The 25,784-nt window shown below is 74.0% G+C and carries 22 protein-coding genes and 1 pseudogene; 9 read left to right on the top strand and 14 right to left on the bottom strand.

Annotated features, from left to right (window positions below; genetic code table 11):
* Positions 1-319: 319 nt before the first annotated feature.
* Positions 320-976: a TetR/AcrR family transcriptional regulator gene (locus tag ACFC1X_RS24665; protein WP_376357008.1), complete on the bottom strand. Its 657-nt coding sequence runs from the start codon at positions 974-976 to the stop codon at positions 320-322.
* A gap of 117 nt (positions 977-1,093) precedes the next feature.
* Between ACFC1X_RS24665 and ACFC1X_RS24670 the strand changes: the two genes are divergently transcribed.
* Positions 1,094-2,554 (top strand): MDR family MFS transporter, encoded by a 1,461-nt coding sequence (locus ACFC1X_RS24670; RefSeq protein WP_376357010.1) that lies wholly within the window; start codon positions 1,094-1,096, stop codon positions 2,552-2,554.
* Between the two features lie 88 nt (positions 2,555-2,642).
* Here the strand turns inward: ACFC1X_RS24670 and ACFC1X_RS24675 are convergent, their stop codons facing one another.
* A complete protein-coding gene (locus ACFC1X_RS24675; protein ID WP_376357012.1) occupies positions 2,643-3,611 on the bottom strand; it encodes a zinc-binding dehydrogenase in 969 nt (322 codons plus the stop codon).
* Positions 3,612-3,615: 4 nt separating this feature from the next.
* A complete protein-coding gene (locus ACFC1X_RS24680) occupies positions 3,616-4,656 on the bottom strand; it encodes a 3-oxoacyl-ACP synthase III family protein (RefSeq protein ID WP_376357013.1) in 1,041 nt (346 codons plus the stop codon).
* Between the two features lie 275 nt (positions 4,657-4,931).
* Between ACFC1X_RS24680 and ACFC1X_RS24685 the strand changes: the two genes are divergently transcribed.
* The 6 genes and pseudogenes from ACFC1X_RS24685 to ACFC1X_RS24710 all read left to right on the top strand — a co-directional run.
* Complete coding sequence (locus tag ACFC1X_RS24685) at positions 4,932-5,972, top strand: 3-oxoacyl-ACP synthase III family protein (protein ID WP_376357015.1); 1,041 nt, start codon at positions 4,932-4,934, stop codon at positions 5,970-5,972.
* Positions 5,969-6,904 (top strand): 3-hydroxyacyl-CoA dehydrogenase family protein, encoded by a 936-nt coding sequence (locus ACFC1X_RS24690; RefSeq protein ID WP_376357017.1) that lies wholly within the window; start codon positions 5,969-5,971, stop codon positions 6,902-6,904. Before ACFC1X_RS24685 ends, ACFC1X_RS24690 begins: the two co-directional genes overlap by 4 nt.
* Positions 6,901-7,734, top strand: a complete 834-nt coding sequence (locus tag ACFC1X_RS24695) for an enoyl-CoA hydratase/isomerase family protein (RefSeq protein WP_376357019.1) — start codon at positions 6,901-6,903, stop codon at positions 7,732-7,734. Before ACFC1X_RS24690 ends, ACFC1X_RS24695 begins: the two co-directional genes overlap by 4 nt.
* The gene (locus ACFC1X_RS24700) at positions 7,731-8,561 is read left to right on the top strand and encodes a crotonase/enoyl-CoA hydratase family protein (protein WP_376357021.1); all 831 of its coding nucleotides are present in this window, start codon (positions 7,731-7,733) and stop codon (positions 8,559-8,561) included. Before ACFC1X_RS24695 ends, ACFC1X_RS24700 begins: the two co-directional genes overlap by 4 nt.
* A 13-nt stretch (positions 8,562-8,574) precedes the next feature.
* Entirely contained in the window at positions 8,575-9,336 is a 762-nt protein-coding gene (locus tag ACFC1X_RS24705) for an SDR family NAD(P)-dependent oxidoreductase (protein ID WP_376357023.1), read from the top strand.
* A gap of 115 nt (positions 9,337-9,451) precedes the next feature.
* Positions 9,452-9,925 (top strand): annotated as a pseudogene (locus ACFC1X_RS24710) (4'-phosphopantetheinyl transferase family protein); the annotation flags it as partial.
* Between the two features lie 57 nt (positions 9,926-9,982).
* Here the strand turns inward: ACFC1X_RS24710 and ACFC1X_RS24715 are convergent.
* On the bottom strand, positions 9,983-10,657 hold the full coding sequence (locus ACFC1X_RS24715; RefSeq protein WP_376357025.1) for a response regulator transcription factor: 675 nt from the start codon (positions 10,655-10,657) through the stop codon (positions 9,983-9,985).
* Between the two features lie 2 nt (positions 10,658-10,659).
* Positions 10,660-11,277 carry a TetR/AcrR family transcriptional regulator gene (locus ACFC1X_RS24720; protein ID WP_376357027.1) on the bottom strand — a complete coding sequence of 206 codons (618 nt, stop codon included), beginning with the start codon at positions 11,275-11,277 and terminating at the stop codon, positions 10,660-10,662.
* Between the two features lie 156 nt (positions 11,278-11,433).
* On the opposite strand from ACFC1X_RS24720, the gene ACFC1X_RS24725 reads away from it, so the two are divergent.
* Positions 11,434-12,597: an acetyl-CoA C-acetyltransferase gene (locus tag ACFC1X_RS24725; RefSeq protein WP_376357103.1), complete on the top strand. Its 1,164-nt coding sequence runs from the start codon at positions 11,434-11,436 to the stop codon at positions 12,595-12,597.
* Positions 12,598-12,676: 79 nt separating this feature from the next.
* On the opposite strand, the gene ACFC1X_RS24730 is transcribed toward ACFC1X_RS24725, so the two are convergent.
* Together ACFC1X_RS24730 and ACFC1X_RS24735 are read right to left on the bottom strand one after the other, a co-directional pair.
* Positions 12,677-13,666 (bottom strand): DsbA family protein, encoded by a 990-nt coding sequence (locus tag ACFC1X_RS24730; protein ID WP_376357028.1) that lies wholly within the window; start codon positions 13,664-13,666, stop codon positions 12,677-12,679.
* Between the two features lie 125 nt (positions 13,667-13,791).
* Positions 13,792-14,415, bottom strand: coding sequence for a hypothetical protein (locus ACFC1X_RS24735; RefSeq protein ID WP_376357030.1), 624 nt, complete (start codon positions 14,413-14,415; stop codon positions 13,792-13,794).
* Positions 14,416-14,659: 244 nt separating this feature from the next.
* Here ACFC1X_RS24735 and ACFC1X_RS24740 point away from each other — a divergent pair, with 244 nt between their 5' ends.
* Positions 14,660-16,012 (top strand): helix-turn-helix domain-containing protein, encoded by a 1,353-nt coding sequence (locus tag ACFC1X_RS24740; protein WP_376357032.1) that lies wholly within the window; start codon positions 14,660-14,662, stop codon positions 16,010-16,012.
* A gap of 11 nt (positions 16,013-16,023) precedes the next feature.
* Here ACFC1X_RS24740 and tpg read toward each other — a convergent pair whose 3' ends face one another.
* The 7 genes from tpg to ACFC1X_RS24775 all read right to left on the bottom strand — a co-directional run bounded on the left by tpg (position 16,024) and on the right by ACFC1X_RS24775 (position 25,760).
* Positions 16,024-16,581, bottom strand: a complete 558-nt coding sequence (gene tpg, locus ACFC1X_RS24745) for a telomere-protecting terminal protein Tpg (RefSeq protein WP_376357034.1) — start codon at positions 16,579-16,581, stop codon at positions 16,024-16,026.
* 6 nt (positions 16,582-16,587) lie between these two features.
* A complete protein-coding gene (gene tap, locus ACFC1X_RS24750) occupies positions 16,588-18,762 on the bottom strand; it encodes a telomere-associated protein Tap (protein WP_376357036.1) in 2,175 nt (724 codons plus the stop codon).
* 138 nt (positions 18,763-18,900) lie between these two features.
* The gene (locus ACFC1X_RS24755) at positions 18,901-20,148 is read right to left on the bottom strand and encodes a ketosynthase chain-length factor (RefSeq protein ID WP_376357038.1); all 1,248 of its coding nucleotides are present in this window, start codon (positions 20,146-20,148) and stop codon (positions 18,901-18,903) included.
* Positions 20,145-21,410, bottom strand: a complete 1,266-nt coding sequence (locus ACFC1X_RS24760) for a beta-ketoacyl-[acyl-carrier-protein] synthase family protein (RefSeq protein ID WP_376357040.1) — start codon at positions 21,408-21,410, stop codon at positions 20,145-20,147. Before ACFC1X_RS24760 ends, ACFC1X_RS24755 begins: the two co-directional genes overlap by 4 nt.
* A gap of 10 nt (positions 21,411-21,420) precedes the next feature.
* Positions 21,421-22,191: a thioesterase II family protein gene (locus ACFC1X_RS24765; RefSeq protein ID WP_376357041.1), complete on the bottom strand. Its 771-nt coding sequence runs from the start codon at positions 22,189-22,191 to the stop codon at positions 21,421-21,423.
* A gap of 132 nt (positions 22,192-22,323) precedes the next feature.
* Positions 22,324-23,781, bottom strand: coding sequence for a lyase family protein (locus ACFC1X_RS24770; protein WP_376357043.1), 1,458 nt, complete (start codon positions 23,779-23,781; stop codon positions 22,324-22,326).
* Positions 23,778-25,760 (bottom strand): FAD/NAD(P)-binding protein, encoded by a 1,983-nt coding sequence (locus ACFC1X_RS24775; RefSeq protein WP_376357045.1) that lies wholly within the window; start codon positions 25,758-25,760, stop codon positions 23,778-23,780. Before ACFC1X_RS24775 ends, ACFC1X_RS24770 begins: the two co-directional genes overlap by 4 nt.
* Between the last annotated feature and the right edge of the window lie 24 nt (positions 25,761-25,784).

Below are 25,784 nucleotides of genomic sequence, written 5' to 3' on the forward strand. Positions count from 1 at the left end.
CGGGGGCGGCCCGCGGCCACCCCGGGGGGGGGGACGGCCCCGACGCCTGTCCAGCCCCGCCGGGCCCCCGCCTTCGCGAAGCTCGCCCGGCACGAGCGACCCGGTGCCCGCGGACTGAACCCGCCGGCCGGCCGCGGCTCCCGGCTGGAGTCGCTGACGGGCCTGTGCCGGCGAGGCCGGCCGGGCTGGGCTGCCTCGCACTGTGCGTGCTGGTGGCCTGGACGGCGTACCGCTGGATCGAGGTCCCGCTGATGCGGCGGCTGCGTCCCCGCTCACCCGCCCCGGCGGCCGGGGGGACCGGCACGGTCCGCGGACGCCGTCAGCGCGGACCGTACGCCCGCATGAACACGCTGATGCCCCGCTCCACCACCGCGTCGATGCCGGCCTCGTCCAGGGGGGCCTGACCGAGCGTCGACTCCAGCTCGGCCTCACCGATCAGCAGTGCTCGCAGCTGCCGGGCCGCCGTCTCGGTGTCGTCGACATCCAGGTGGCCGGCCCGGCCGAGCAGCGCGAGTTGCTCGGCCACGGCACGGATGCCCGCGTCCCGGTCGATGCCGTGCAGGACACGGCGCAGGGACTCCTCCACCGGGGCCTCCGCCAGGATCCGCCGGCGCAGCGCGGCGGTGTCGCCGAGCATCAGCCGTACCCAGCGCCGGCCGAAGTCCCGGAACTGGGCCGGCAGGTCGGTGCCGTCGTGGGCGGCGATGGTCTCGCGCACCAGCGTGTCGAACTGGCCGGCCAGCGGGTCCATCGCCGCGGCCACCACTTCGGCGACGAGGGAGTCACGGTCACCGAAGTGGTTGTAGAGGGTCTGCTTGGCCACCTCCGCCTCGGCGGCGATGGTGTCGATGCTCGCCCGCGCGAAGCCGTCGCGGACGAACACATCGGCCGCCGCCTGGAGGATCTGCGCCCTGCGGTCCCGTCCGCCGTGCGTGCGGCGCGGGCGGGGCCGGGCCGTCTCCCGGGTCTTCGCCACTGCTGTTCCTCCTGGGACGTCCACGACTTGATTTCTGGACGGCCTAGTCTACTATCGAAATCTAGACGGGGTAGTCCAAGTTTCTGCCCCGCCGTGTTCTCCGGAGGGGACCTTGCCATGAACCGACCCACGCCCGCGCCCACCGTCGCGGAGCAGGACGCCCGCATCGACGGCTCCTTGTGGTGGCTGTGCGGCGTCCTGGTCCTGGGAGCGGTGACCACCCTGCTCGACGGCACGATCGTCAACGTCGCCATCGAGACCCTCACCCACGAGCTGGACGCCCCGCTCGACTCGGTCCAGTGGAGCGTCACCGGCTACCTGCTGGCCCTCTCCCTCGTCGTCCCCCTCGCCGGCTGGGCCATGGAACGCTTCGGCGCCAAGCGGGTGTGGCTGGCCGCCCAGGTCCTCTTCCTCGCCGGGTCGGTCCTCTCCGGCCTCGCCTGGTCCGTGGAGAGCCTGGTGGTCTTCCGTGTGGTCCAAGGCCTCGGCGGCGGCATGGTGATGCCGATGGCGCAGGCCATGCTCGCCCGCGCCGCGGGCCCGGCCCGGCTCGGCAGGGTGATGGCCGTGGTGTCCGTACCCGCCATGCTCGCCCCGATCATCGGCCCGGTCGTCGGAGGGTACTTCGTCGACGAGCTGAACTGGCGCTGGATCTTCTTCATCAACATCCCCATCGGCCTGGCCGCCATCGTGCTCGCCTGGATCAAGCTCCCCGCCGACCGCCCGCGGACCGACCGCCGGCTGGACCTCCTCGGCCTGCTGCTGCTCTCCCCCGGCCTCGCCCTGCTCCTGTACGGCCTGGCCGAGGCGGGCAGCGGCGGCTTCACCGACGCCGGAAGCCTGCCCTGGACCCTGGCCGGCACGGCCCTGCTGACCGGCTTCGCCGTGCACGCCCTGCGCACCCCCGGCACCCCGCTGATCGATCTGCGGCTGTTCGCGGACCGCGGCTACTCCGCCGCCGTCGTCACCCAGTTCACCCTGAACGCCGGTGTGTTCGGCGCGATGTTCCTGCTCCCCCTGTACTTCCAGCTGGACCGCGGCGCCAGCGTCCTCGAGGCCGGACTGATGCTCGCCCCGCAGGGCGTCGGCTACGTCATCGCCATGGCCCTGGCCGGCAAGGCCACCGACAAGGCGGGCGCGGGCCCCCTGGCCCTCGCCGGCGTCCTGATCACCCTGCTGGGCACCCTGCCCTTCGCCCTCGTCGACGACGGCACCGGCCGGGGCCTGCTCGCCGCCGCCATGGTGGCCCGCGGCATCGGCGTCGGCGTGGTGACCCTGCCCAGCCTCGCGGCCGCCTACCGCTCACTGGCTCCCGCCGCGATGCCCCGTGCCTCCAGCACCATGAACATCTTCCAGCGGCTGGGCGGTTCGGTGGGCACCGCCGCGGTCGCCATCGTCCTGCAGAACGGCCTGACCGACACCAAGGCCTCCAGCACCCCGGTGTCCGACGCCTTCGGCACCTCCTTCTGGTGGGTGTTCGGCCTGACCGCCGTCACCCTGCTGCCCGCGCTGCTCCTGCCGCGCACCGCGCCGGCGCCCGCCGCCGGCGCCCCGGCGAAAGAGACCGCCGCCGCCTGAACCCATCCCCCCGTCAGCGGCGGCAACGCTTCGGCCCGGCCCCTTCCTTCAGAAGGGGCCGGGCCGAAGCCGTCTCACCGGGCCGGGCTCAGGGCACCAGCACGACCTTGCCGAACAGCTCGCCCGCGTCCATCGCCGTCAGTCCCTCCCGCACCCGCGACAGCGGCAGCACCCGGTCCACCACCGGCCGTACACCGGTGTGCACGCAGAACGCCGCCAGCCGCGCCAGCTGGTCGGCCGTCCCCATGGTCGAGCCCACCACCGACAACTGGTTGGCGAAGATCCGCCCCAGATCAGCGGGCGGCAGGCCCCCCGTGGTCGCCCCGGACAGCACCAGCCGCCCGCCCGCGCGCAGCGCCTTCAACGAGGCCGCGTACGTGGCCTCGCCCACGGTGTCGATCACCGCGTCCACCTTGTGCGGCAGCCGCTCGCCCGGCGCCATCACCCGCTCCGCACCCAGCTCGGCCAGCCGGCACCGCTTCTCCGCGGACCGGCTCACCGCCCACACCCGCAGCCCCGCGGCGCTGCCCAGAGACACCGCGGCCGTGCCGACACCGCCGCCCGCGCCCTGCACCAGCACCACACCACCCGGCTCGACCCCCGCCTTCTCGAACAGCATCCGGTAGGCCGTCAGCCAGGCACCCGGGAGACAGGCCGCCTCGGCGAAACTCAGCTCGGCCGGCTTGGGGACCAGGCAGCGGCGCGGCACCGACACCCGTTGTGCGAGCGTGCCGGGCCGCTGCACCGAGAGGAACTCCACCGCCGGATCGAGAGTCTCGTCCCCGCCCCCGGCCCGCGGATCCCCGATCACCGGGTAGACGATCACCTCGCGGCCGTCCTCGTCGACGCCCGCGGCGTCACTGCCGAGGACGACCGGCAACTGCCCGGGCAGCACCGCCACTCCGCGCAGGGTCCACAGGTCGTGGTGGTTCAGGGCGGCGGCCCGCACCTCGACCGTGGCCCAGCCCTGAGGGGGGCGCGGCTCGGGCCACGGCCCGGTGCGCAGTCCCGCGAGCGGGTCCTCGGGCACGGAGCGCTCGGCCACGACGGCGTACATCCGCTCACCCCGCCCGCAGGCAGAGGGTGCCCCAGATGAACCCGGCTCCGATGGCCGAGACCACGACCAGCTCCCCCGGCGCCACCCGGCCCGCCTCCATCGCCTGGTGCAGCACCGTGAAGACGGTGGCCGCACCCGTGTTGCCGTACCGGTCCACGCTGATGCCGGCCCGCGAGCGGTCCACCCCGAGCGCGTCCATCGCCTCATGGACGATGTTCAGGTTCGCCTGGTGCAGCATGTAGTGATCCACGTCGCCCGGCCGCAGGCCCGCCTGGTCCAGGGTGGTCAGGATGCTCTCCGGCAGCCGCTTGGTGGCCTCCGTCCACACCGTGCGCCCGTCCATCTTCAGGAACTGGCCACGCGCCGCGACGGTCTCCTCGGTCGTGGGCCGGCTCGCCCCGCCCGCCGGGATCTCCACCGCGTACGACAGCGAGGCGTCCAGGTCCCAGGAGAGCAGTCCGAAGCCCGGTTCGGTCCGGCTCATCACCACGGCGCCCGCGGCATCACCGAAGAAGACCCGCGTCGAGCGGTCCTCGGGGTCGGTGACCCGCGACAGGCACTCCGCGCCGATCACCAGCACGTTGCGGATCCGGTCGTTCTGCAGCAGGTGCGCCGCGGTCAGCATGCCGTACACCCCGCCCGCGCAGGCCGCCTGGCTGAGGTCCAGCGGGAACGCCCGCGTCGCGCCGAGGGCCTCCTTCACGATCAGCGCGGTCGACGGCAGCGGCTGGTCGTAGGTGAACGTCGCGACGATCACCGCGTCGAGGTCCGCGGCCGACCGCCCGCTGCGCTCCAGCGCCTCTCGCGCGGCGGCCACGCACATGTCGGAGGTGGTCCGTCCCTCCTCCAGCCAGCGCCGCTCACCGATACCGGTGCGGCTCCTGATCCATTCGTCGGTGGTGTCCAGCGTCTCGACGAGTTCCGTGTTGGGAACCACCCGCGAGGGCACGTGGCAGCCGGTGCCGACGATTCCCACCGGAACGCGCAGGCCACCGGTGTCGATACGGGAGAGGGCCGGGCCCTCCGTGGTACTGGCGACGGTCATGGGCATCTCTGCTCTCTTCCCGGAAGAAAAGGAAACGCCGGCCCGAGGGGGCGCCTCCCAGGTCCGCGGAACCATAGGCAGCCGCACCGCGCCGGAAGAAGACGCGAAAGTCCAGCAAGGGCGGTGCGTTCGAGGCCCACGTCCGGCGCCGCCGGACGTGGCCGCCACCCGCCCTGCCCATCCGGGCAGGGCAGCCACCGGCCCCGGTGGGGGTGACGACAGGCCAGTCGGAAGGGGCCTTCCCGCCCTCCGGGACGGCGGAAAGACTCCGCCCCATGGAACCCATCGCATACGACAGGCCCCGAGGTGTGGGCATTAGGGCGATCGGCGGCCACCTGCCCGAGCGGGTCGTGACCAACGCCGACCTCGAACAGCGGCTGGACACCACCGACGCGTGGATCAGCGAGTTCATCGGCGTACGGACCCGCCGCTGGTCGGCCCCCGAGGAGTGGTCCTCCGACCTGGGAGCCAAGGCCCTGCTCGACGCGTGCGAGCGCGCCGGGGTCAGCCCCCACTCCGTCGACCTGGTCATCTGCGGCACGTACACCCCCGACAACCTCATCCCGGCCACCGCCGTGGCCATCATGGGCAAGGTCGGCATCCAGGACGTACCCGGCTTCGACGTCAACACCGGCGGTTGCCCCGGCGGCACCTGGGCCCTGGACGTCGGCGCCAAGTACGTGGCCTCCGGCGCCTACCGGCGGGTCGCCGTCGTCCTCGCCGACGTCAGCACCAAGACCTTCGACCCCGAGGACCGCACCGTCGGCGTCATCTTCGGCGACGGCGCGGCCTGCTACCTCCTCGAACCCGTCGAGGCCGGCCAGGGCGTCTCCTCCGCCGTGCTGCGCAGCGACCCGTCCGCCTACACCACCGCCTACGTCAAGCGCGAGAAGCGCACCTGGGACGACGGCACCCCCAAGCAGTCCGCCTTCGGCGACAACTTCGCCCACATGTACGGCCGGGGGGTGCGCGACTTCGCCCTCGATCGGGTCCCCGGCTTCGTGGAGGAGCTGGCCAAGACCAACGGCATCACCGTGGACGACATCGACCTCATCGTCTTCCACCAGGCCAACTACCACCTGATCCACTTGCTGATGGAGAAGCTGGGCCTGCCCGCCGAGAAGACCATGACCAACGTCCAGGAGTACGGCAACACCTCGGGCGCCGGCGTACCGCTGGTCCTGCGCGAGGCCATGGACACCGGCCGCGTCGCCCCTGGGGACAACGTCGTCATCGTCTCCTTCGGCGCGGGCATGAGCTATGGCGGCACGCTGATCCGCTGGACCGGCGCCGACGACTTCGGACAGCGACCGTGACCGTCGAGGCCCCCCGTCCTGCCCCGGCCCCGCGGGTACCGGCCGGCCCGGTCGCGGTCGTCGGCGCCGGCACCATGGGCGCCGGCCTGGCCCAGGTCGCGGCCGCCGCCGGCCGCCCGGTGGTGCTCTACAGCCGCACCCGGGAGTCCCTGGCCCGCGCCCGCGCCGCCATCGAGGAATCGCTGCGCCGGCTGGCCCGCAAGGGCGCGGCTCCCGGCCTGCCGGTACCCGCCGGGGTCCTGGACCGCGTCCAACTCACCACCCGCCTGGAGGACTGCGCCGGCGCGGCCCTGGTCGTCGAGTCGGTCGCCGAGGACCTGGCCGTCAAACAGGAGGTGTTCGCCCGGCTCGACGTGCTCTGCACGGACGCGGCCCTGCTGGCCAGCAACACCTCCGGCATCCCCATCGGCGCGATCGCGCGGGCCACCACCCGCCCCGAACGCGTCGTGGGCACCCACTTCTTCTCGCCGGTCCCGATGATGCGGCTGTGCGAGATCGTCCGCGGCCCCGCCACCTCGGAGCACGTCCTCGCCCTCGCCCATGCCTTCGCCGCCGAGGTCGGCAAGGAGAGCGTGCTGGTCGAGCGCGACACCCCCGGCTTCATCACCACCCGGCTGCTGACCGTGCTGATCCTCGAGGCGGTCCGGATGGTCGAGGACGGCACCTGCAGCCCCGCCGACCTCGACCGGGCCTGCCAGCTGGGCTTCGGCCACCCCATGGGGCCGCTCGCCTCCGTGGACCTCAGCGGGATCGACGTGTTCCACGACGTGGCGAGAGCCCTGCACCGCGCCACCGGCAACCCGGCCTTCGAGGCCCCCGCCCTGCTCGGGCAGCTCGTCGCGGCCGGCCACCACGGGCGCAAGAGCGGACGCGGCTTCCACGACTACCGCGGCGCCGCCGACACCGGCCCGGCCATGACAGGAGCGCGATGACCACCGACCCCGCGGCCCGGTTCCGCCGCATCCAGGTCACCTGGGAGAACGGCGTCACCCACCTGCGCCTGGCGCGCCCGGAGCGGCGCAACGCCATCGACCTCCGGCTCGCGCAGGAGCTGCTGCGTGCCACCCTGCTGGAGCCCACCGCCAACAGCGGCTGCGTTCTGCTGACCGGCGCGGGCGACCACTTCTGCGTCGGCGGCGACCTCACCTCCTTCGAGCAGTCGGGCGACCTGCCCAGCCATCTCATGGAGGTCACCAGCTACCTGCACGCCGCCCTGTCCCGGCTCGCCGCCATGCCCGCCCCGCTGGTCGTCGCCGCCCAGGGCCATGTGGCGGGCGCCGGCCTGGGCCTGGCCTGTCTGGCCGACGTCCTGCTGACCGCTGAAGGAGCCACCTACCGTTCCGCGTACGGTGCCCTGGGCCTGACCCCGGACGCCTCGACCAGCCACCTGCTGCCCCGGCTCGTCGGATTGCGCCGGGCCCAGCACATCACGCTGCTGGGCCAGGTCCTCAGCGCCGAGGACGCCCAGTCCTGGGGCCTGTCCACCGAGACGGTACCGGCCGGCCTGCTGCACAAGCGGGCCGCACAGCTCGCCCAGGAGATCGCGGCGGGCCCCACCCGGGCGTACGGGCAGACCAAGCGGCTGCTGAGGGCCTCGTTCGCGCGCTCGCTGGCCGAGCACCTGGAGGACGAGTCCACCACGCTCAGCGCGGCCGCGGCCACCACCGACGCCATGGAGGGCATCGCCGCCTTCCACGAGCGCCGCAGCCCCCGCTTCGCCCCGGCGGGCCCGGCACAGCCCTGGGCCGGAGGCGCCGCGTGACCACCCCCCTCACCCCCGCCGCCGCGGGCACGCCCGGCGACCCCGGCAACGCCGCGCCGCTCGTACGGTTCGAGCGCCGGGGCCACGTCGCCGTACTGACCCTGGACCGCCCCGCGGTCCGCAACGCGGTCGACTCGGCACTCGCGGCCGCCCTGGGCGCCGCCCTGACCGAACTGGACCGCGACCCGGCGCTGCGGGTGGGCGTACTCACCGGCGCCGGGCCGGTCTTCTGCGCCGGCGCCGACCTGAAGGCGCTGGCCGCCGGCGGCGTCGTACACGACCCGGACCACGAGGAGTGGGGCTTCGCCGGCATCGTCCACCACCCGGTGCGCACCCCGCTGGTCGCGGCCGTCGAGGGCGCGGCGCTGGGCGGCGGCCTGGAGATCGCCCTCGCCTGTGACCTGGTGGTCGCCGCCGAGGACGCCCGGTTCGGGCTGCCCGAGGTGACCCGGGGCCTGCTGGCCGGTGCCGGCGGACTGATCCGGCTGCCCCGGCTGGTGCCCGTGCGCGCCGCCATGGAGGCCGCGCTCACCGGCGAGCCGGTCACCGCGGCCATGGCCCGTCAGTGGCACCTGGTCAACCGTCTCGCCCCGCCCGGCCACGCCCTGCGCGCGGCCCTGGAGCTGGCGGAGCGCGTCGCCGCGCATGCGCCGCTCTCCCTCCAGGCGGCCAAGCGCCTGGTGCGGGCCGCGGCCGGGGGGACGTCCGAGGACGAACTGTGGCAGATCAACGCCGAGTTGAGCGCCCGTCTGCTGGCGAGCCGGGACGCGCGGGAGGGCATGACCGCCTTCGCCGAGCGCCGCCCGCCCGTCTGGCACGGGTGCTGAGGGGGGCACCACCATGAACATGCACGACAGCATCGCGCTGGTCACCGGGGGCACCTCGGGGCTGGGGCGGGCAGCCGTCATGCGGCTGGCCGCCGAGGGCTGCCGGGTGGTCTTCACGGGTCGCGCTTCCGAACGCGCCGAGAAGGTCGCCGCCGACCTCGGCGACCGGGCCGTGTTCGTCCCCGGCGACATCACCCGCACCGAGGACGTGGCCCGCGCCGTCGACACCGCGGCCTCACTGGGCCGGCTCGGCGCCGTGGTGAGCTGCGCGGGGATCGCGGTGCCCGGCCGCACCCTGGGCCGGCACGGCCCGCTGCCGCTGGAGACCTTCGCGGAGGTGGTCCGGGTGAACCTCCTGGGCACCTTCGACGTGGTCCGCCAGGCGGCCCGGGTGATGGCGGCCAACGAAGCGGTGGACGGCGACCGCGGAGTGGTGGTGTGCACCTCCTCGATCGCCGCGTACGAGGGTCAGGAGGGCCAGGTCGCTTACACCGCCTCGAAGGCGGCGGTGGCCGGCATGACCCTGCCGTTGGCCCGGGACCTGGCCCGGCACGGCATCCGCGTGGTGACCGTGGCTCCGGGGCTGTTCGACACGCCGATGGTCGCGGGGCTCGCCGACGAGGCCCGCGCCTCGCTCGCCGCGCAGACCCCGCATCCCGTCCGGCTGGGCCGGTCCGAGGAGTTCGCCTCACTGGTCGCGCACATCATCGACAACCCGATGCTCAACGGCGAGGTCATCCGGCTGGACGGGGCGGTGCGCCTTGGCCCGATCTGACGGCGCCCCGGCCCGCGGCGTCCGCGTCTGGTCGGCCCGTACCGACCGCCCCGCGGCGCAGGAGGAGGCCCTGCTGGACCTGCTCACCCCCGCCGAGCGCGAGCGGTACGCCGGCATGCCGCGTGAGGCGCGCTCCCCGTACGTCACCGCTCATGCCCTGCTGCGCCTCGGCGTGGCCCGGGTCCTGGAGGTGGCACCGCGCCGACTGCACGTGGTGCGGGACGCCGTCGGCCGGCCGGTGGTCCCCGCCGCCCCCTGGCTGCGGCTGAGTCTGTCCCACACCAGGGGCGCCGTCCTGGTGGGCTGTTCGGCCGGGAGCCCGCTGGGCCTGGACGTCGAGCGGGTCCGCCCGGTGCGCGGGGAGCGGGAGCTGGCCGCCCGGGTCCTCGACCCGGCGGATCTCACCCGCTGGTCGCGGCTGGCCCGTCCGGCGGCCCGGCCGGCCCTGCTCGCCCGCTGGACGTGCAAGGAGGCGGTGCTCAAGGGACTCGGCACGGGCCTGGCGGGCGGGCTGCGCCGGGTGAGGGCCGAACCGGCCGATCCGCACCGCTGGTCCGTCGCGGGGGCACCGGTCCCCCATTGGCGCACCACCCCCCTGGCCGTCGGCCCCCACCACGTGGCCGCCCTGGCGCTGCCCGCGGCGGGTTCAGACCAGACCCTCCTGGAGGGCGAGCGCCACGGCCAGCGTGCGGTTGGGGGAGTTCAACTTGGCGAGCAGGTTGGTGACGTGCCGCTTGACGCCGTGCTCGGAGATGGTGAGCCGTCGGGCGATCTGCTTGTTGCTCATGCCTTGGGCGAGCAGCGAGAGCACCTGCTGCTCACGGGGGGTGAGGGAGATCTTGCGTGAGGTTCCCACCGGGCCGGCTCCGCGCACCCGCACCATCAGGGACCGCGCCAGACCCGCGGGCAGCGGCATCTCGCCGCGCTCCAGGCGCACCACGGCCTCGTCGAGGTTGTGGGCCGTCAGCTCGGACTGCATCAGGAAACCGTGGGAGGAGAGCATGACGTCCTCGTCGATGGACTCGAGCCGCAGGTCCTCCAGGAGGAGCAGCACGCGTGCCTCGACGGCCTCGGCCTCCCGTATCAGCTCCGTCGCCGGTCCCCCGCTGCCGTGGCAGACCACGATGTCGGGCCGGTGCTCGGCCAGCAGTTCGCGGGCCGCGACCGGACCGCTGCACGCCCAGATGTCCCGGACCGAGGGGACGGTGCGCAGCAGGGTGGTGACACCGCAGCGCACCAGCTCGTTCTCGAGCACCACGAGCACCGACGTCCGCGCCGGGCCGGGCGCCGTGGCCGCCGCCTGTGTCTGTGTGCGTGTCACGGTCATCGCCCACCTCGCACCAGCGCCCAGGTCAGATCGGCGACCCCGGTCACGCTCATGCCGTTCCCCTGCTCGCCGTCGAACTCGCCGCGCACCCACCGGCCGATGACCGCCAGCACGGCCCCGCTGAGGAAGTGCGCGCGCACCAGCAGTGCCGTCTCGTCGAACGCGTCCGGCGTGGCCTCGGTCAGCAGCTGTTCGAACCACGCCTGCGCCAGAAGCCGTTCGAGGCGGGCGGCGAAACGCGGGCTGCCGTCCTCACCGAGCATCCGGCGGTAGACGGCGCGGTGCTTGTCGACATGTGCGAACAGGCTGGTCAGGTGCACTGGAGCGGTCTCGGACAGCACATGCGTGTGCGCGATCAGCCGGCAGGCGCGGGCCGCCTCGACCACACCGTCCATCGTCGACTCGGTGGCGTCGAGGAGCAGGTCCTCACGGTCCTTGTAGTGCAGGTAGACCGTGGCCCGGTTCACCTCCGCGCGCTCGGCGATGTCGCTCATGGTGATGCCGTCCAGGTCCTTCTCCATCGAGAGGTCCAGGACCGCGGAGCGCAGCAGCGCCCTGGTCCGCCGGGCGCGCGGGTCACGCGAGGCGCCCCGGGTGTTCGAGGTGTTCGGCATGGGACCACGGTTCCACAACACACGACAATAATGCAACACCTGTCTGTTAAGCGACATGTGTCGTACAGTCGGGGAGGAGCCGGCCGCACCAGGCCGTGCGCATACCCCGCAGTCCACCCATCCCCCCTGACAAGGAACACGGTTGAGATGAGCGCGATATCCCAGGCCTACATCGTCGACGCGGTGCGCACCCCGGTCGGCCGCCGCAAGGGCGGACTCTCGGGCGTCCACTCCGCGGACCTCGGCGCGCACGTCCTGAACGCCCTGATGGACCGCACCGGCGTCGACCCCGCAGCCGTCGACGACGTCGTCTTCGGCTGCCTCGACCAGCTCGGCTCGCAGTCCGGGGACATCGCCCGCACCAGCTGGCTGGCCGCGGGGCTGCCGGAGAACGTGCCGGGCGTCACCATCGACCGCCAGTGCGGCTCCTCCCAGCAGGCCGTGCACTTCGCCGCCCAGGCGGTCATGAGCGGCCTGTCCGGACTCGTCGTCGCCGGCGGCGTGCAGAACATGTCGCAGATCCCGCTCACCGCCGCCGCCCTCGTCGGCGACCAGTTCGGCCACCCCGACCCGTACTCGGGCTCCCGCGGCTGGCGCAAGCGCTACGGCGACCAGACCGTCAGCCAGTTCCACGCCGCCGAGCTGATGGCCCGCCACTGGGGCATCTCCCGCGAGGAGATGGAGGAGTTCGCCCTGACCAGTCACCGCCGGGCCGCCCACGCGGCCGACTCCGGCTGGTTCGAGCGCGAGATCGAGCCCTACGACGACGGCGAGCACGCCCTCGCAGCCGACGAGGGGCCCCGCCGCGACACCACGCTCGAGTCGATGGCGCAGTTGAAGACTCTGGACCCCGCCGGCCGGATCACCGCCGCCACCGCCTCCCAGATCTCCGACGGCGCGGCCGCCCTGCTCGTCGCCTCCGAGGAGGCGCTGCGCGAGCACGGCCTGACCCCCCGGGCCCGCATCCACCGGATGACCGTCCTGGGCGACGACCCGATCATGATGCTCAGTGCCCCGATCCCCGCCACCCGCAAGGCACTCGCGGACGCCGGCCTGGCCGAGGACGACATCGACGCCGTCGAGATCAACGAGGCCTTCGCCCCCGTCGTCCTGGCCTGGCAGCGCGAGATCGCCATCGCGCCCGAACGGGTCAACCCCGTCGGCGGCGCGATCGCCCTCGGCCACCCCCTCGGCGCCACCGGCGCCCGGCTGATGACCACGATGCTGCACCACCTGGAACGCACCGGCGGCCGCTACGGCCTGCAGACCATGTGCGAAGGCGGCGGCCAGGCCAACGTCACCGTCATCGAACGCCTCTGACCACGCACGGGGCCCGGACCGCCCGCAGCGGCCCGGGCCCTTTCCCGCACTCACACGCGGCGCCGGCGGCGTGCGCCGCTCATCCGGCCTTCCCGTACTCGGGGTTCATCGCGGCGGCGATCCGCAGATGCAGCGCCGCCTCCTCCCCCTCCCCCCGCCGCTCCAGGGTCCGGCCCAGCAGCAACCGGGCGTACGCGTCGTCCGGGTTCTCCGCCACCAGCCGCTCCAGCCCGCTCCGCGCCCGCGACAGCTGCGCCGAGTGGTAGTGAGCACGTGCGGCGAGCATCCGTACGCTCCGGTCCTCGGGGTGCTCCGCCATCAGCGCGCCCAGCAGCGTCAGACAGCCCAGCGGATCGCCCTTGTCGAGCAGCGCCTCGGCCAGCCGCAGCCGCTCGACCTCGGCCGGCAGCTCGCGCCGCGGCTCGGCCACGGCCCGTGCCACGAACCGCGCGATCACCTCGGGCGCGTGCGCCCCGGCCAGCGCCTCCCCGCCGACGACCAGGGTCGGCGAAGTCGTCACCCCGATCGCCTTGCCCCGCAGCAGGGCCTCCCGTACGTATTCCTGGGCCCCGCCCCCGCCCAGCAGCCGTGCGCCCTCGGAGAACCCGGCCGCGGAGGCGATGTCCTGGAGCGTCTCCATCCGGCTGATGTCCCGCCGCTCCACGAAGTGGGCACGCAACACCCCCTCCAGCACGGCATCCTGAAGGGCGGCCCCACCCTGCTCGTACGCCAGGGCGACAAGCCGGTGCGCGTCATGGCTCGAGGCCCGCCACGCCGCTCCCCACCGCGGACCCAGTCCCTCGGCGGCCGCGATCTCCGAGACCCTGACCCGGTTCTCCGCCGCGCTCATCCCGGGCGCGCACCCCTGCAACGCCCCGTCCACCACGGGGTCTTGCAGCACCTCCTCCAGCGGCTGCGCCCGCGCCGGTGCCATCGGGTCGATCCGGAACGGCCGCCACACCACCTCGACGGACTCGCCGTCCCGTCCCTCGAGCGCCTGCTCCAACCGCCGCTTACCGATGTACGCCCAGGCGCAGACCACGTCCGCCCACACTTCGATGTGCCTCATGCCCCCAAGTTATTCAACACGTGTCGTTTATTCAACACTCGTCGCACTTGGTGACCGGGGCGGGGCCGTCCCCCCGACCCCCGTGACGGGGGGACGGCCCCGGGTCTTTTCCGGTGGCCGGCCGGTCAGTACAGCTTGTTGACGGCCGTGTTCGTGGTCTTCTTGAAGGCGGCCACGGGGGCGTCCGTGAAGTCGCCCAGCTGTCCCCACCGCACGACGGTGACGGTCCTGCCGTCCCGGCCGACCGACAGCAGGGCGATGTCGGTGGCGCCCCAGGACGTCTCGGTGTGCAGGCCGCGGACGCGGGCGCCTTCCTCGACGGGCAGGGTGCCGTAGTCGCGGCCTTCGGCCTCGGTGTCGGGCGTGGTGTCCTCGATGCGGTCGGCGCAGGTGCGGATCAGGTCGTCGTAGTGCCTGGCCAGGGCTTTGGCCTGGGCGGGTGTACCCGTCACGACGGTGAGCTGGACGGCGCCGGTGTCGAGGTCGGTGCGGAACTGCCGGTGGCGGTAGTCGTAGGAGGGGACGCCCTCCGTGCTGACGCAGAGGCCGAGTTGTTCCGGGAAGCCGTCGGTGACCGGGCCGGCGGTCCAGGACGAGGCCGGGTGGGGCGGGAGCTGGGAGGCCGACAGGAAGGCGGGTGCGGGGGTCTTCGGTGCGGCGCCGGCGGCCGGTGCGGTGAGGATCGTGCCTGCGGCGAGGGCGGCGGCGGTGAGTGCGGTCAGGGCGCTGGTCCGGTTGCGGATGGGCATGGGTGGTCCCCCGTGGATGGGTGTGTGGGTGTGGGTGTGGGCGTGGGTGCCGCGGCGCGGCCGGCCGGCCGGTCCGGGCCTGGTCGGTGCGGTACCAGGAGCATCTGCGGTCGGGGCGGCCGGGCGCAACAGCCGGCGGCCGGTCGGGCGGGGTGGAACCATCCCAGCCCGTCTGACGTGCAGGTACTTGGGGTGCCTGGGATGCCGTCCCGGGCCGGGTGGGGCGTACGAGGACGGGGGACGTGTGTCGGCACAGGACGACGGCGGCGGCAGCGGCGGTGAGGTGGCGGAGTTCGCGGCGTTGCTGCGGGCGTTGAAGGAGCGCACGGACCGCAGTTATGGCTCGCTGGCGCGTCGTCTGGGGATGAACACCTCGACGTTGCACCGTTACTGCGCGGGTGACGCGGTGCCGCTGGATTTCGCTCCCGTGGAGCGTTTCGCGGCGCTGTGCGGGGCGACGTCGCAGGAGCGTGTGGAGCTCCATCGTTGCTGGCTTGGGGCGGTGGCGGTGCGGCGTCGGCCTCGTGCGGCGGAGGCGGCGGAGGCGGCGGAAAGCGTGCACGATGCGGCGGAGGGACCGGATGCGGGGGTGGAGGGTATCCCGGTGCCGGAGGGGGCGTCGGCGGCCGGTATGGCCGCGTCACCGCTTCCGCTTCCGGGGCGGCCCTGGTATCGGCGTAGGCGGGTCGTGGTGGGGCTGGCCTCGGTCGGTGCCGTGTTCGGGATGCTGGGGGCGCTGTCGGCGCTGCCGGACGGGCGGCGGGCGTCCGCCGGCGGTCCTGTCCGGGTCGGCGTTCCTGCGGTGTCCGGGTCGGCGGAGGCCAGGGCGCCTGAGCGGCGGGGTACCTCACCCGGGCCGAGCGGTACCCCCGCCTCCGGGCGGCCTTCGGGGTCGGCCACCCCGCAGAAGGAGCCGGGCGCCTCTCGTCCGCCCGGCGCGGCGGCATCCGCGCCGTCCGGCGGCGGTCAGGATGCCGGCGGGCTGCCGTTCGCCTGGTCCGTCAATTCCCAGGCGTGGAAGCTCGGTTGTGGTCACGACTATGTCATCGCCCAGCCGCCGGGCCGGGTGCCTCCTCCCCCGGTCCCGCAGGACGCGGCGCCGTGGGCGGCGGCGCAGGGCGCGGTGCACGGGGGTGAGACGCTCGTGCAGTTGTCGGTGCAGGGGCGCAGCGAGACGGCCGTGGTGCTGGAGGCGCTGCGGGTGCGTGTGGTGGGCCGTGCGGCGCCTGTCGAGGGCAATGCCTATGCCATGGACCAGGGCTGCGGGGGCTCGCTCACTCCGCGGTATTTCGCCGTGGATCTGGACAGGGACCGCCCGATCGCCCGTGCGGTCGCGGGGAATGATTCGGGCACGCCGATTCCGGCTGTGCGCCTGCCTTATCGCGTGTCGGCGGAGGATCCCGAGGTGCTGCTGATCACGGCCGAGGCCGGTTCGTGCGACTGCCGTTGGTATCTGGAGCTGGACTGGTCCTCCCAGGGCCGTACGGGCACGGTGCGCGTCGATGACGGCGGGCGCCCGTTCCGTACCAGCGGCATCGAGGGTCTGCCCCGGTACATGTACGACACTGTGGGGCGCCGGTGGGGGCCCTACAGCTGAGGGATGCGGGTCTACAGGGCGATGTCGATGTGGTCGATGTCGGTGAATTCGACGCCGAGGCCGTGGGCGCGGGTGTCGCTTGCGCGGAAGTACGTCTGGGCGAGGCCCTCGGCTGCGATGCGCTGGAGTTGTTGTTCGGTGGCGCCCTGCTCGCGGGCGGTGAAGAGCCGGTCGGCCCAGTCGGGCGGGAGGGCCTGGGTGAGGTCGCGGACGCGGGCGTCGTCGGTGGTGCCCGGGGCCGCGGTGAAGCCGAAGCGGGCGCGGGTGGACAGGACGAGGCCGTCGGTGGTGGACGCCTTTTTCCTGGCTCTGGCCCTGACCTGGGGCTGCCAGCGTTTGGTGACTTCGCGGTGCATGTGGTCGCGCAGTTCGGGGCGGGGCCGTCTGAGCTGTCCTTTGACGTAGCGTTCGACGGTGCGCTGGGAGATTCCGAGGAGCTGGGCGGCGGCTCTGGTGCCTTTGAGCTGTTTGACCAGGTATTTCATCTGGGCGTTGGCGCTCTTGGGGAGGGGGCGGGTGAACGCTGCCTGAAGGGAGCGGTCCAGGCCGTTCCCGACCGGGTCCAGCATCGTCGGTTACTCCCCTTCCCCGGCGGCCGGGTCGGTCTTGATGTGGTTGGCGATGTTGAAGACGCCGCCCTGTTCCTCGAACTGTTCCTCGGCCCACAGGACCGTCCGGGTGCCCTGGTGTTTGACCATGCCCGGGGAGATGCCGAGCCGGAAGGTGCCCGGGGCGGGCTTGCCGTCGGGTGTGTGGGGCAGGACGTCGAGCGGGGTGGGTCCGGGCGAGGGGTAGACGACGGCGTCGGTGCCGATCGCCACCGGGTAGAGGCCGGCCGCGGCGGCGGTCTTCATCAGCTTGCGGTGCAGGCCGATGCGCTGGTTGGCCAGGACCGCGGCGCGGATGTCGGGGCGCCACGTCTCCCGTTGCAGGGCCGGCCACGGTTCGTAGTAGGGCACTTGGCCGCGGTTGCGCTGGCGGAGTTTGCCGATGCCGCCTTTCGCGGTCGCCTTGATGGCGCCGGCCAGCAGGGCCATCGTCGGGTCGGTGTGCCGGGAGCGGGCCATGGCCTGGAGGAACTCGGTGCCGCCCATGGTGGTGGTGACGCCGAGGTCGGCCATCGTGGCGAGGTAGGCGTCGCGCAGTCGTTTGTACCAGGCGTCCAGGTAGCGGCCGGTGCGGGTGCGTACGTAGGCCTCGAGGGGTGCGACGTCGTGGCCGAGTTCGACCGCGTAGGCGACGGTGGGGGTGGCGTACCAGGCCGGTCCGGTGGGGTGTTCGCCTCTGGGGGTGAACGGGGAGGGGAGCCGGCCGGCGTCGATGGTGCGGCCGTTGATCTGGACGCGGGAGAGGTCGACGTGGCTGAGGTCGACCAGCCAGGAGCCGGGCAGTGAGGGGTCGAAGGGCGGGTTGCCGGTGCGGTGGGTGGGGCCGCCCAGGCCGACGGTCAGGCCGTTGGCGGCGGCGGCGAAGGACATGTTGATGTCGATGGCGACCAGGTATGGCCGCATGCACTCGTCGTCGGTGAGGGGGCGGCACCAGTCGTAGGGCTCCTCCATGAGCATCTCGGCCGGGGTGCGCTGGTGGTGGCGGGCGAATCTGCCCTTGAGCAGGGGGTGTTCGTCGGGGACCTCGCATGCGACCACGTCGTGCACCGCGGTGAGCGCGTCGTCGTTGAAGGCGCGGGTGTATGTGCCGGTGGCGGGGTCCTTCTCGGCGCGGGTCGGCGGGTGCAGGGCGGTCATCAGTTCCAGGCCGGTGACCGCGGCGGTGCCGCGTGGTGTCATGACCCGCTGTGCGTAGGCGCCGAGGTAGCGGGCGAGGTCTGCGGGGTGCATCGAGGGCAGGCGGGGGGCGTTGCGGTCGTCCCATTCGCGGGTGTCCAGGGCGTTCCAGGCCGGGATGCACAGTTGGACGCAGTGGCGCTGGGCTCCGTCGGCGGGGCGGTAGATCCTGGCCCAGGGGCCCAGTCCGCGCCGGGTCAGTTTCCAGTCGGCCCGGGTGAGTTGCCTGACGGCTTTGTGGCCGTCCGGGAGGCGTCCGGCGCGGCGTTCGTCGTCGGACAGGGTGGTGGGCAGTCCGTAGCGTTGGAGTGCGGTGGGGGTGAGGACGAGGAGGGGGTCGGCGTCGCGGCCGTTGCGGTGCAGGCGGGGCTGGCCGAGGCGGGCCTCGGTGAGGGTCCAGTCGATGAGCGCCGGGAGGGATTTGGCGGGTACGTCCAGGACCAGGCCGCCGGTGCAGTGGGCGAGGACGTGGCCGTCGTGGGCGTCGATGACGGCGAGGGGGCCGTTGTCGAAGCGCGGGGCGGTGGTGGGCGGGGCCGGCTGGTGTGCCGGTGTGCCGTCGTGCGGGGTGGGGGGTGGCGGGGCCGGCGGGGTGTGGTGCCGTGCCGGTGGGGCGGGAGCCGCGGTCGCGGGGGCCGGGGTCGCGGGGGCCGGCGCCTCGGGGGCCGGTGCCTCGGGGGCGGGGTGCGGGCTGCCGGCGCTTTCGGGGGTGTCGTGGGGCGGGAACTGCTGGGCCCAGCCGTCGAGGAGGCGCTGGTATGCCTGGCGGCGGGGAGGGCGGGGCTCGGCGCGGCCGGATTCCCAGTTCTTCACCGTCTGCGTCGTGGTCTGCAGTACCTGGGCAAGCCGGGCCTGGGTGATGCCGGCGGCCTCTCTGAGGCGGGCTCGTTCGGCGGGGGCGGGCAGGTGCGGCTCGCCTGCGAGCAGTGTGTCGACGGCCGCGAACAGCTCGTCTTGCGTCGGCATGGGACCTGTCACCTCCGCCCGTCACCGTAGCATTCGCCACCCTCCGATTTGGGGCAGTGTTTATCCCTGGATTTAACCTTGGTGTGTGGGCTGGAGGCCGCCGGAACGCGGGGGATGTCGTTCCGGCGGCCGGTCCGGTCAGACGGCGCTCAGGACGGCCGCCGAGTTGAAGCCGCCCCGGCCGCGGGCGAGGACGAGGGCGTGGCGGATGCCCGTCTCGCGGGGGGTGGTGACGAGGTCGACGGGGCAGTCGGCGGCGGGCCGGGTGGTGGCGGTGGTGGGCGGGATGATCTGGTCGCGCAGGGTGAGCAGGGCGGCGGCGGTGTCGAGGGTGGCGCCGCCGGCCAGGAGGCGGCCGGTCATCGTCTTGGGTGCGGTGACGGGGACGCCGCGGGGGCCGAACAGGGCGGCGAGGGCCTGGGCTTCGGCGCGGTCGGCGGTGCGGGTGCCGGCGGCGTCGGCGAAGACGACGCCGATGTCGGCGGCGTCCAGGCCGGCGTCGGTGAGGGCCAGGCGGGCGGCGTCGGCCAGGCGTGGGGTGCCGGGGCCGTCGAAGGTGGCGGCGTAGCCGGTGAACGCGCCGTAGACGGGGGCGTCGCGTTCGCGGGCGGCGGGGGCGTTCTCCAGGACGAACAGGGCGCCGCCCTCGCCGACGACGTGGCCGTCGGCCTGCGCGTCGAAGGGCCGGTAGGCGCGGGCGGGGTCGGCGCAGGGGCTGAGCCGGCCGGTGGCGAGGTGGGCGGCCCAGCCCCAGGGGCACAGGGCGGAGTCGACGCCGCCGGTGACCATCAGGCGGGCGCCTTTGCGGATCTGGCGGCGGGCGTGGGCGAGGGCGTCGAGGCCGCCGGCCTGTTCGGCGACGACGACGCCGCTGGAGCCGCGCAGTTGGTGGCGGATGGAGATCTGGCCGGTGTTGACGGCGTAGAACCAGGCGAAGGACTGGTAGGCGCTGACGTACTGGCCGCCCTTGGACCACAGGGCCTGCAGTTCGCGCTGGCCGAACTCGAAGCCGCCGGCGGAGGAGGCGGTGACGACGCCGGCGCCGTAGTCGGGCAGTGTGGCGGGGTCGCTGCCGGCGTCGTCGAGGGCTTCCTTGGCGGCGGTCAGGGAGAGGCGGGTGACGCGGTCGGTCTGCGACAGCAGGAGGCTGGGCAGGTGGTCCTCGTCGACGAAGCCGGGGATCTCGCCGGCGATGCGCACCGGGTAGCGGGAGGCGTCGAAGCGGGTGAGCGGGCGGATGCCGCTCTCGCCGCGCAGGGTGGCCGCCCACCAGGCTTCGGTGCCCAGCCCGTTGGGGGCCGTGACGCCGATGCCGGTGACGACGGGGCCGGTGGTGGCGCCGGTGGCGGCGCGCCGGGCGGGTCGGTCGAGGGTGGCCGTGGTCATGCCGCCTCCTGGAGTCGCGGCCGGGTCAGGACGATGGCGCTCTGGAAGCCGCCGAAGCCGCTGCCGACGCTGAGGACGGTGTCCGTGCGCTGTTCGCGCGCGGTCAGCGGGGTGTAGTCGAGGTCGCAGGCCGGGTCGGCCTCGTGCAGGTTGGCGGTGGGGGGCACGGTGTTGTGCTCGATGGCCAGGGCGCTGGCGGCGATCTCGAGTGAGCCGATCGCGCCGAGGGAGTGGCCGATCATGGATTTGATGGAGCTGACCGGGACCCGGTAGGCGTGGTCGCCGAGGCTGCGTTTGAAGGCGGCGGTCTCGTGGCGGTCGTTCTGTTTGGTGCCGGAGCCGTGGGCGTTGATGTAGTCGACGGCGGTGGGGTCCAGGCGGGCTTCGTCGAGTGCCGCGCGGATCGCCTCGGCCATCTCCGCGCCGTCGGACTTCAGGCCGGTCATGTGGTAGGCGTTGCTGCGGCCGGCGAATCCCGCGATCTCGGCGTAGATGTGGGCGCCGCGGCGGCGGGCGTGCTCGAACTCCTCCAGGACCAGGACGGCCGATCCCTCGCCGAGGACGAAGCCGTTGCGGGAGCGGTCGAAGGGGCGTGAGGCGGTCTCCGGGGTGTCGTTGCGGGGGCTGGTGGCCTTGATGGCGTCGAAGCAGGCCACGGTGATCGGGGAGATGGGTGCCTCGGTGGCGCCGGTCACCATGATGTCGGCGCTGCCCTCGCGGATCAGGTCGACGGCGTGGCAGACGGAGTCGATGCCGGAGGTGCAGCCGGTGGAGACCAGGGAGACCGGGCCCTGGGCGCCGACGGTGCCGGCCACCTCGGCGGCCATGGAGCTGGGTACGAAGTAGTCGAAGAGGTGCGCGACCGCGCGGGTGTGGTCGACCTCCCAGGTGCTGCCCCCTTCGCTGACCACGCCGTACTCGGTGTCCAGGCCGGTGGTGCAGCCGACGGCGCTGCCGAGGGTGACGCCGGTGCGCAGCGGGTCCAGGGCGCCGGCCAGTTGGCTGTCCTCGAGCGCTTCGCGGGCGCTGACGAGGGCGAACTGGGCGGCGCGGTCGAGGCGGGCGGCGTCGGCGGGGCCGATGCCGTGGGCGGCGGGGTCGAAGTCCGCTTCGGCGGCGATGCGCGAGCGGAAGGTGCTCGCGTCGAAGAGTGTGATGCCGCGGGTGGCGGTGCGGCCCGCGGTCAGCGTGTTCCAGAACGCGCGGGTGCCCACGCCGCCCGGGGCCACGACCCCGATGCCGGTGATGACGACCCGCCTCATCGGTTGTCCCTCACAGTTGTCCTCCAGTTATGAGCCCAGGTACGGGCCGAGTGCGCCGCACCACGCGGCAGGCGCGCCCGATCAGCCGGGGTGCGTGCGGGCCGCGGACGAAGAAGTGGCCGCCGGGGACGGTGCGCCGGACGAAGCGGCCGGTGGTCCAGCGCGCCCAGCCGTCGAGCGCGGCCGCGCCGGTGACGGGGTCGTTGTGGCCGTCGACGGCCAGGACGGGCACGGGCAGGGGGCGGTGTGCCGCGTCGGCGAGCGCGGCGGTGCGCAGGGCGGTGGCGAGCAGGAGGTCGTCGCGCAGTACGGGCAGCACGGTGCGGTACCAGAGGCTGCCGGGGGCGGCGAGGGGGCCGTGGGGTGCCGCGTCGAGGTCGCTCGCGAAGCGCAGCAGGTCGGTGTCGCTCAGTTCGCCGTGGTGGGGGGTGGCGGCGTGGGGCGGGGGGCTGGCGCCGACGGCCAGGAGTGCGGGGGCGGGCAGTGCGAGGTCGAGCAGGGCGCGGGTGAGGGTGTGGGCGACGACGCCGCCCAGGCTGTGTCCGTACAGGGCGTAGGGGCGGCCGTCGGTGATCTGTTCGGCCAGCGGGCCAAGGAGGGCCTCGAGGAGCTGGTCGCGTGTGGTGGCGCGGGTTTCGCGGCGCCGGGCGCCGCGTCCGGGCAGCAGGAGGGGTACGACGCTCACCGCGGGGCCGGTGGTGGCGGGCCAGTGGGCGAAGGCGGACACGCCGGCGCCGGCGTGGGCGAGGCAGTAGAGGGTGAGCGGTTGCCCGTCCGGCATGGTGTCGCACCTCCTCGGTCGCCGTGGTGGGAGCGTGTGGGCTGGTGCTGAGCCTCGCCGACGTGCCTGGAGCACGGCTTGAATCGGCCACGTGCGGTGCGGTGTTGGCGGGGTTGGCGCGGTGTGCCGGTGTCACTCCGCGAGCGGGGGCTGGGGCGTGGGGGTGGGGGTGGTGGGGGGTGGGGTGGCGGTGGTCAGGGCGTGGGCGGTCAGGGCCGGTGCGGCGCCCACGTAGGCGGTGGGGTCGAGGAGTTGTCCGAGTTCTTCCACGGTGTGGTGCGCGGTGACGTCCGGCAGGGCGGCCAGGACGTCCAGCAGGGGGCGCTGCTGCTGGTGGGCGGTGAGCGAGGCGCGGGCCAGGAGGTCTTTCGCGCGGGTCCGGCCCAGGCGGGGCGCCAGGCGGGCGGCCAGGCGTTCGCTGACCACCTGGCTCTTGGTCAGGCGGAGGTTGTGCAGCATGCGGTGGGGGTCCGGGGTGAGGCCGGCGGCCAGTTCCGCGGCCGTGTGGGCGGCGCCGCCGGCCAGGCGCAGCGCCTCGCGCAGCAGGAGCCACTCGGCGTGCCACACGCCCGCCGAGCGTTCGTCCTCGGTCACCAGGCACTGGGTGAGCCCGGCGGTCAGCAGGGGCACCTGCAGGGCGGCGCTGCGGATGAGTGTGGACAGGACGGGGTTGCGTTTGTGCGGCATGGCGGAGGAGGTGCCGCGCCCCGCGGCGGCGGGCTCGGCTACCTCGGCGATCTCGGTGCGGGCCAGGACCTGTACGTCGGCGGCGAGTTTGCCCAGGGCGCCGGTGGTGAAGGCGAGGGCGGCGGCGGTGTCGGCGACCGGGGTGCGCAGCGCGTGCCAGGGCAGGGCGGGCCGGGCCAGGCCGGTCTCGGTGGCGAAGGCGGTGACGAGCTGCTGCGGGTAGTCGCGGTGGGCTGCCGGGTGGGCCTGGGGGCCGGCGAACTCCAGGTATCCGGCGAGGGTGCCGGCCGCTCCGCCGAGGGAGACCGGCAGGCCACGGTGTGCGGCGCGGACGCGGTCGGCGGCGTCCACGGCCAGGCGGTGCCAGCCCGCGGTCTTGAGGCCGAACGTGGTGGGGACGGCGTGCAGGGCGAGGGTGCGGCCGGCCATGACGGTCTGCTGGTGCCGGCGGGCGAGGCGGGCCAGGGCGGTGGCGGTGCGGTCCAGGTCGGTGAGGATCAGGTCCAGGGCCCGGCGGCACACCAGCATGGTGCCGGTGTCCAGGATGTCCTGGCTGGTGGAGCCGCGGTGGACGTATTCGGCGGCCTGCGGGTCTGTTGCCGCCACCGCCGCGGTCAGGGCGGCGACGAGTGCGACGACGGGGTTGGCGGTCTGTCTGGCCTGCAGGGCGAGGGCGCGCGGGTCGAACCGTTCGGCGCGGGCGGCGCGGGTGATGGCGCGGGCCGCCGCGTGCGGGACGGTGCCCAGGGCGGCCTGGGCGCGGGCGAGGGCCGCTTCGGCGTCCAGCATCGCCTGGAGCCAGGCCGTTTCACTGACGGCCTCTTCGACGGGGGTGCCGGCCCGTACGGGGGAGAACAGTCCGGCGTCCGGGCCGCCGTCGAAGGGGGGTGTGTGTGCGGTCATGGCGTCGTCTCCAGCAGGCCGGCGGGGGGTGCGGGCAGGGGGGTGGCGGGCCGGGCGGGGGCGAGGCGCAGCACGTGGCGGGCGATGGCGTCGGAGTCGCCGAGGATGACGGAGTCGACGCCGGGGCGGATACCGGCCGCGGTCACCCAGTGCACGGACTCGGTGGGGACTCCGTAGGCGAAGCGCCGCGGGTGGGCGCGGCCTTGGGCGTCCACGGTGTGGTAGGGGCGGGTGGTGACGGCCAGGCCGCCCGATTCCCACGCTCCGCCGATGCTGTTGATCCGGTAGGGCGCCGCCTGGCCGGTGGTCAGCAGGCTGTGCAGCAGGGGGTCGGCGGTGTTGCGCAGGTCGGGTTCGGGCAGGCGGGCCTCGATGAGGACGGGGGCGCGGACGGGGGCGGCGCGGACCTGGCCGGAGCCGGCCACGAACGCGGGTCCGTCTCCGTGTGCGCCGGTGCTCAGGGACATACGGGTGCCCGGTCCCAGGAGCCGGACGGTGCCGGCCTCGATCAGCGCGGTCAGTTCCTCGATGCGTGAGACGGGCGGGCCGATGGAGAGGAACGCGTTGAGGGGGGTGTACCAGCCGGCCAGTTCGTCCCGGTACGAGGCGCCGTCCAGGCCTGCGTGGTCGACCGCGAGGCGTACTTCGTTGCGCAGGTCGCGCAGGACGTCGAGGGCCGCTTTGAGCGGTCCGTCGACGTTGCCGGCGCGGGCCTGGCGTATGTCTTGGTGCAGGTGGGCGAGGAGCCAGTGCTGGAACTGGTCCCGGCCGGCGAAGTGCCGTCCCCGGGCGGGGTGCTGGATGCGGTCCCAGTTCCACCGGTGGGCGGGGGTGATGCCGTGGGTGTCCAGGACGTGTTCGCGCTCGGGTGCGGTGGCGGCCGTGAGGTAGGCGGCGGCGAAGTGGGAGGCGTGGCGGGCGCGGTGGCGGGTGCGCAGCAGTGTCTCGTAGTAGACGCTCTCCACTTCCGCGGAGATCAGCGGCCACAGGTGGGTGGTGAAGCGGACCGGTTCCCCTTCCAGCCGGCGGCGGCGCAGCCGGTCGATGGCGGCGGCGGTGAGCAGGCGTGGTTCGTGGCGGCCGCTGGGGCCTTTCTGGTTCTCGCCGCGTGCGTGGTGGGGGACGCCGCGCCGGGAGCCGGCGTACAGGCGCGGCTCCCGGCCGGAGGGGAGGTAGACGGTGCGGCCGCGGCGGCGGACGAAGCGGCCGCCGCGGCCGAGGGTGAGCAGGGTGATCTGGTCGAAGAAGTTGAGGCCGAGTCCGCGCATCAGCACGGTCTGTCCCGGTGGGATGGTGTCGAGGTCCAGGTCGGCGGGGTTGGCGGGCGGGAAGTACGTCAGGTTGTGTTCCGCGGCGGTGCGGGTCCAGGCCGATTCCTGGGCGCCGGGGCGGCGTGGCAGGTGGCCCTGGGCGAGGACCACGGCGTCGAGGCCGCGCAGGCGGGTGCCGTCGGCGAGGGTGAGGATCTGGGGGCCGCCGGGTGCGTCGCTCTGGTCGCGCAGCGCGACGGCGCGGGTGCGGTGTTCGACGATGCGGCAGTGGGCCGGCGCGCGCCGGCTGATGCGCCGGTAGGCGTCCTGCAGGTAGCTGCCGTAGAAGGCGCGGGTGGGGTAGGCGTCGGGCCGCAGGGCGTGTGCCTCGGCGCGGGTGGACTCGTCGAACGGGCCGCCGGGCGTGGCGGTCCGGGCCACGTGGCGGGCCCAGGTGTACAGGTCGGGGCCGGGTTCCACCGGTCCTTTCATGGTGACCGTGGGGTCGGTGTACACGGTCACCTGGGAGGCGACGGTGTTCATCAGCAGCAGCCGTGACTGGTCGGTGCGCCAGACCTGTCCGGCGCCGGGCGGGGCGGGGTCCACGAGGTGGACGGTGACCTTGCGGGGTGCGGGGTCGGCGCGTTCGTTGGCGCAGATCCGTTCCAGTACGGACAGGCCGCGGGGGCCGGCTCCCACGACGGCGATCCGCAGGTGCTGCGTGTCCATCACGCGTCCTCGGATCCGGGCACG

Origin of the sequence: Streptomyces sp. NPDC056128, assembly GCF_042263835.1 — a bacterium.
In the GTDB taxonomy this organism is placed as follows: Bacteria; Actinomycetota; Actinomycetes; order Streptomycetales; family Streptomycetaceae; genus Streptomyces.

What these genes read in the sequence shown, in the direction of transcription:
- ACFC1X_RS24760 (WP_376357040.1), bottom strand. Translation starts at nt 21,410, where the DNA reads ATGAGGCGGGTCGTCATCACCGGCATCGGGGTCGTGGCCCCGGGCGGC.
- ACFC1X_RS24770 (WP_376357043.1), bottom strand. Translation starts at nt 23,781, where the DNA reads ATGACCGCACACACACCCCCCTTCGACGGCGGCCCGGACGCCGGACTG.
- tap (WP_376357036.1), bottom strand. Translation starts at nt 18,762, where the DNA reads ATGCCGACGCAAGACGAGCTGTTCGCGGCCGTCGACACACTGCTCGCA.
- ACFC1X_RS24680 (WP_376357013.1), bottom strand. Translation starts at nt 4,656, where the DNA reads ATGACCGTCGCCAGTACCACGGAGGGCCCGGCCCTCTCCCGTATCGAC.
- ACFC1X_RS24720 (WP_376357027.1), bottom strand. Translation starts at nt 11,277, where the DNA reads ATGCCGAACACCTCGAACACCCGGGGCGCCTCGCGTGACCCGCGCGCC.
- ACFC1X_RS24670 (WP_376357010.1), top strand. Translation starts at nt 1,094, where the DNA reads ATGAACCGACCCACGCCCGCGCCCACCGTCGCGGAGCAGGACGCCCGC.
- ACFC1X_RS24735 (WP_376357030.1), bottom strand. Translation starts at nt 14,415, where the DNA reads ATGCCCATCCGCAACCGGACCAGCGCCCTGACCGCACTCACCGCCGCC.
- ACFC1X_RS24765 (WP_376357041.1), bottom strand. Translation starts at nt 22,191, where the DNA reads ATGCCGGACGGGCAACCGCTCACCCTCTACTGCCTCGCCCACGCCGGC.
- ACFC1X_RS24730 (WP_376357028.1), bottom strand. Translation starts at nt 13,666, where the DNA reads ATGAGGCACATCGAAGTGTGGGCGGACGTGGTCTGCGCCTGGGCGTAC.
- ACFC1X_RS24695 (WP_376357019.1), top strand. Translation starts at nt 6,901, where the DNA reads ATGACCACCGACCCCGCGGCCCGGTTCCGCCGCATCCAGGTCACCTGG.
- ACFC1X_RS24755 (WP_376357038.1), bottom strand. Translation starts at nt 20,148, where the DNA reads ATGACCACGGCCACCCTCGACCGACCCGCCCGGCGCGCCGCCACCGGC.
- ACFC1X_RS24675 (WP_376357012.1), bottom strand. Translation starts at nt 3,611, where the DNA reads ATGTACGCCGTCGTGGCCGAGCGCTCCGTGCCCGAGGACCCGCTCGCG.
- tpg (WP_376357034.1), bottom strand. Translation starts at nt 16,581, where the DNA reads ATGCTGGACCCGGTCGGGAACGGCCTGGACCGCTCCCTTCAGGCAGCG.
- ACFC1X_RS24775 (WP_376357045.1), bottom strand. Translation starts at nt 25,760, where the DNA reads ATGGACACGCAGCACCTGCGGATCGCCGTCGTGGGAGCCGGCCCCCGC.
- ACFC1X_RS24685 (WP_376357015.1), top strand. Translation starts at nt 4,932, where the DNA reads ATGGAACCCATCGCATACGACAGGCCCCGAGGTGTGGGCATTAGGGCG.
- ACFC1X_RS24705 (WP_376357023.1), top strand. Translation starts at nt 8,575, where the DNA reads ATGAACATGCACGACAGCATCGCGCTGGTCACCGGGGGCACCTCGGGG.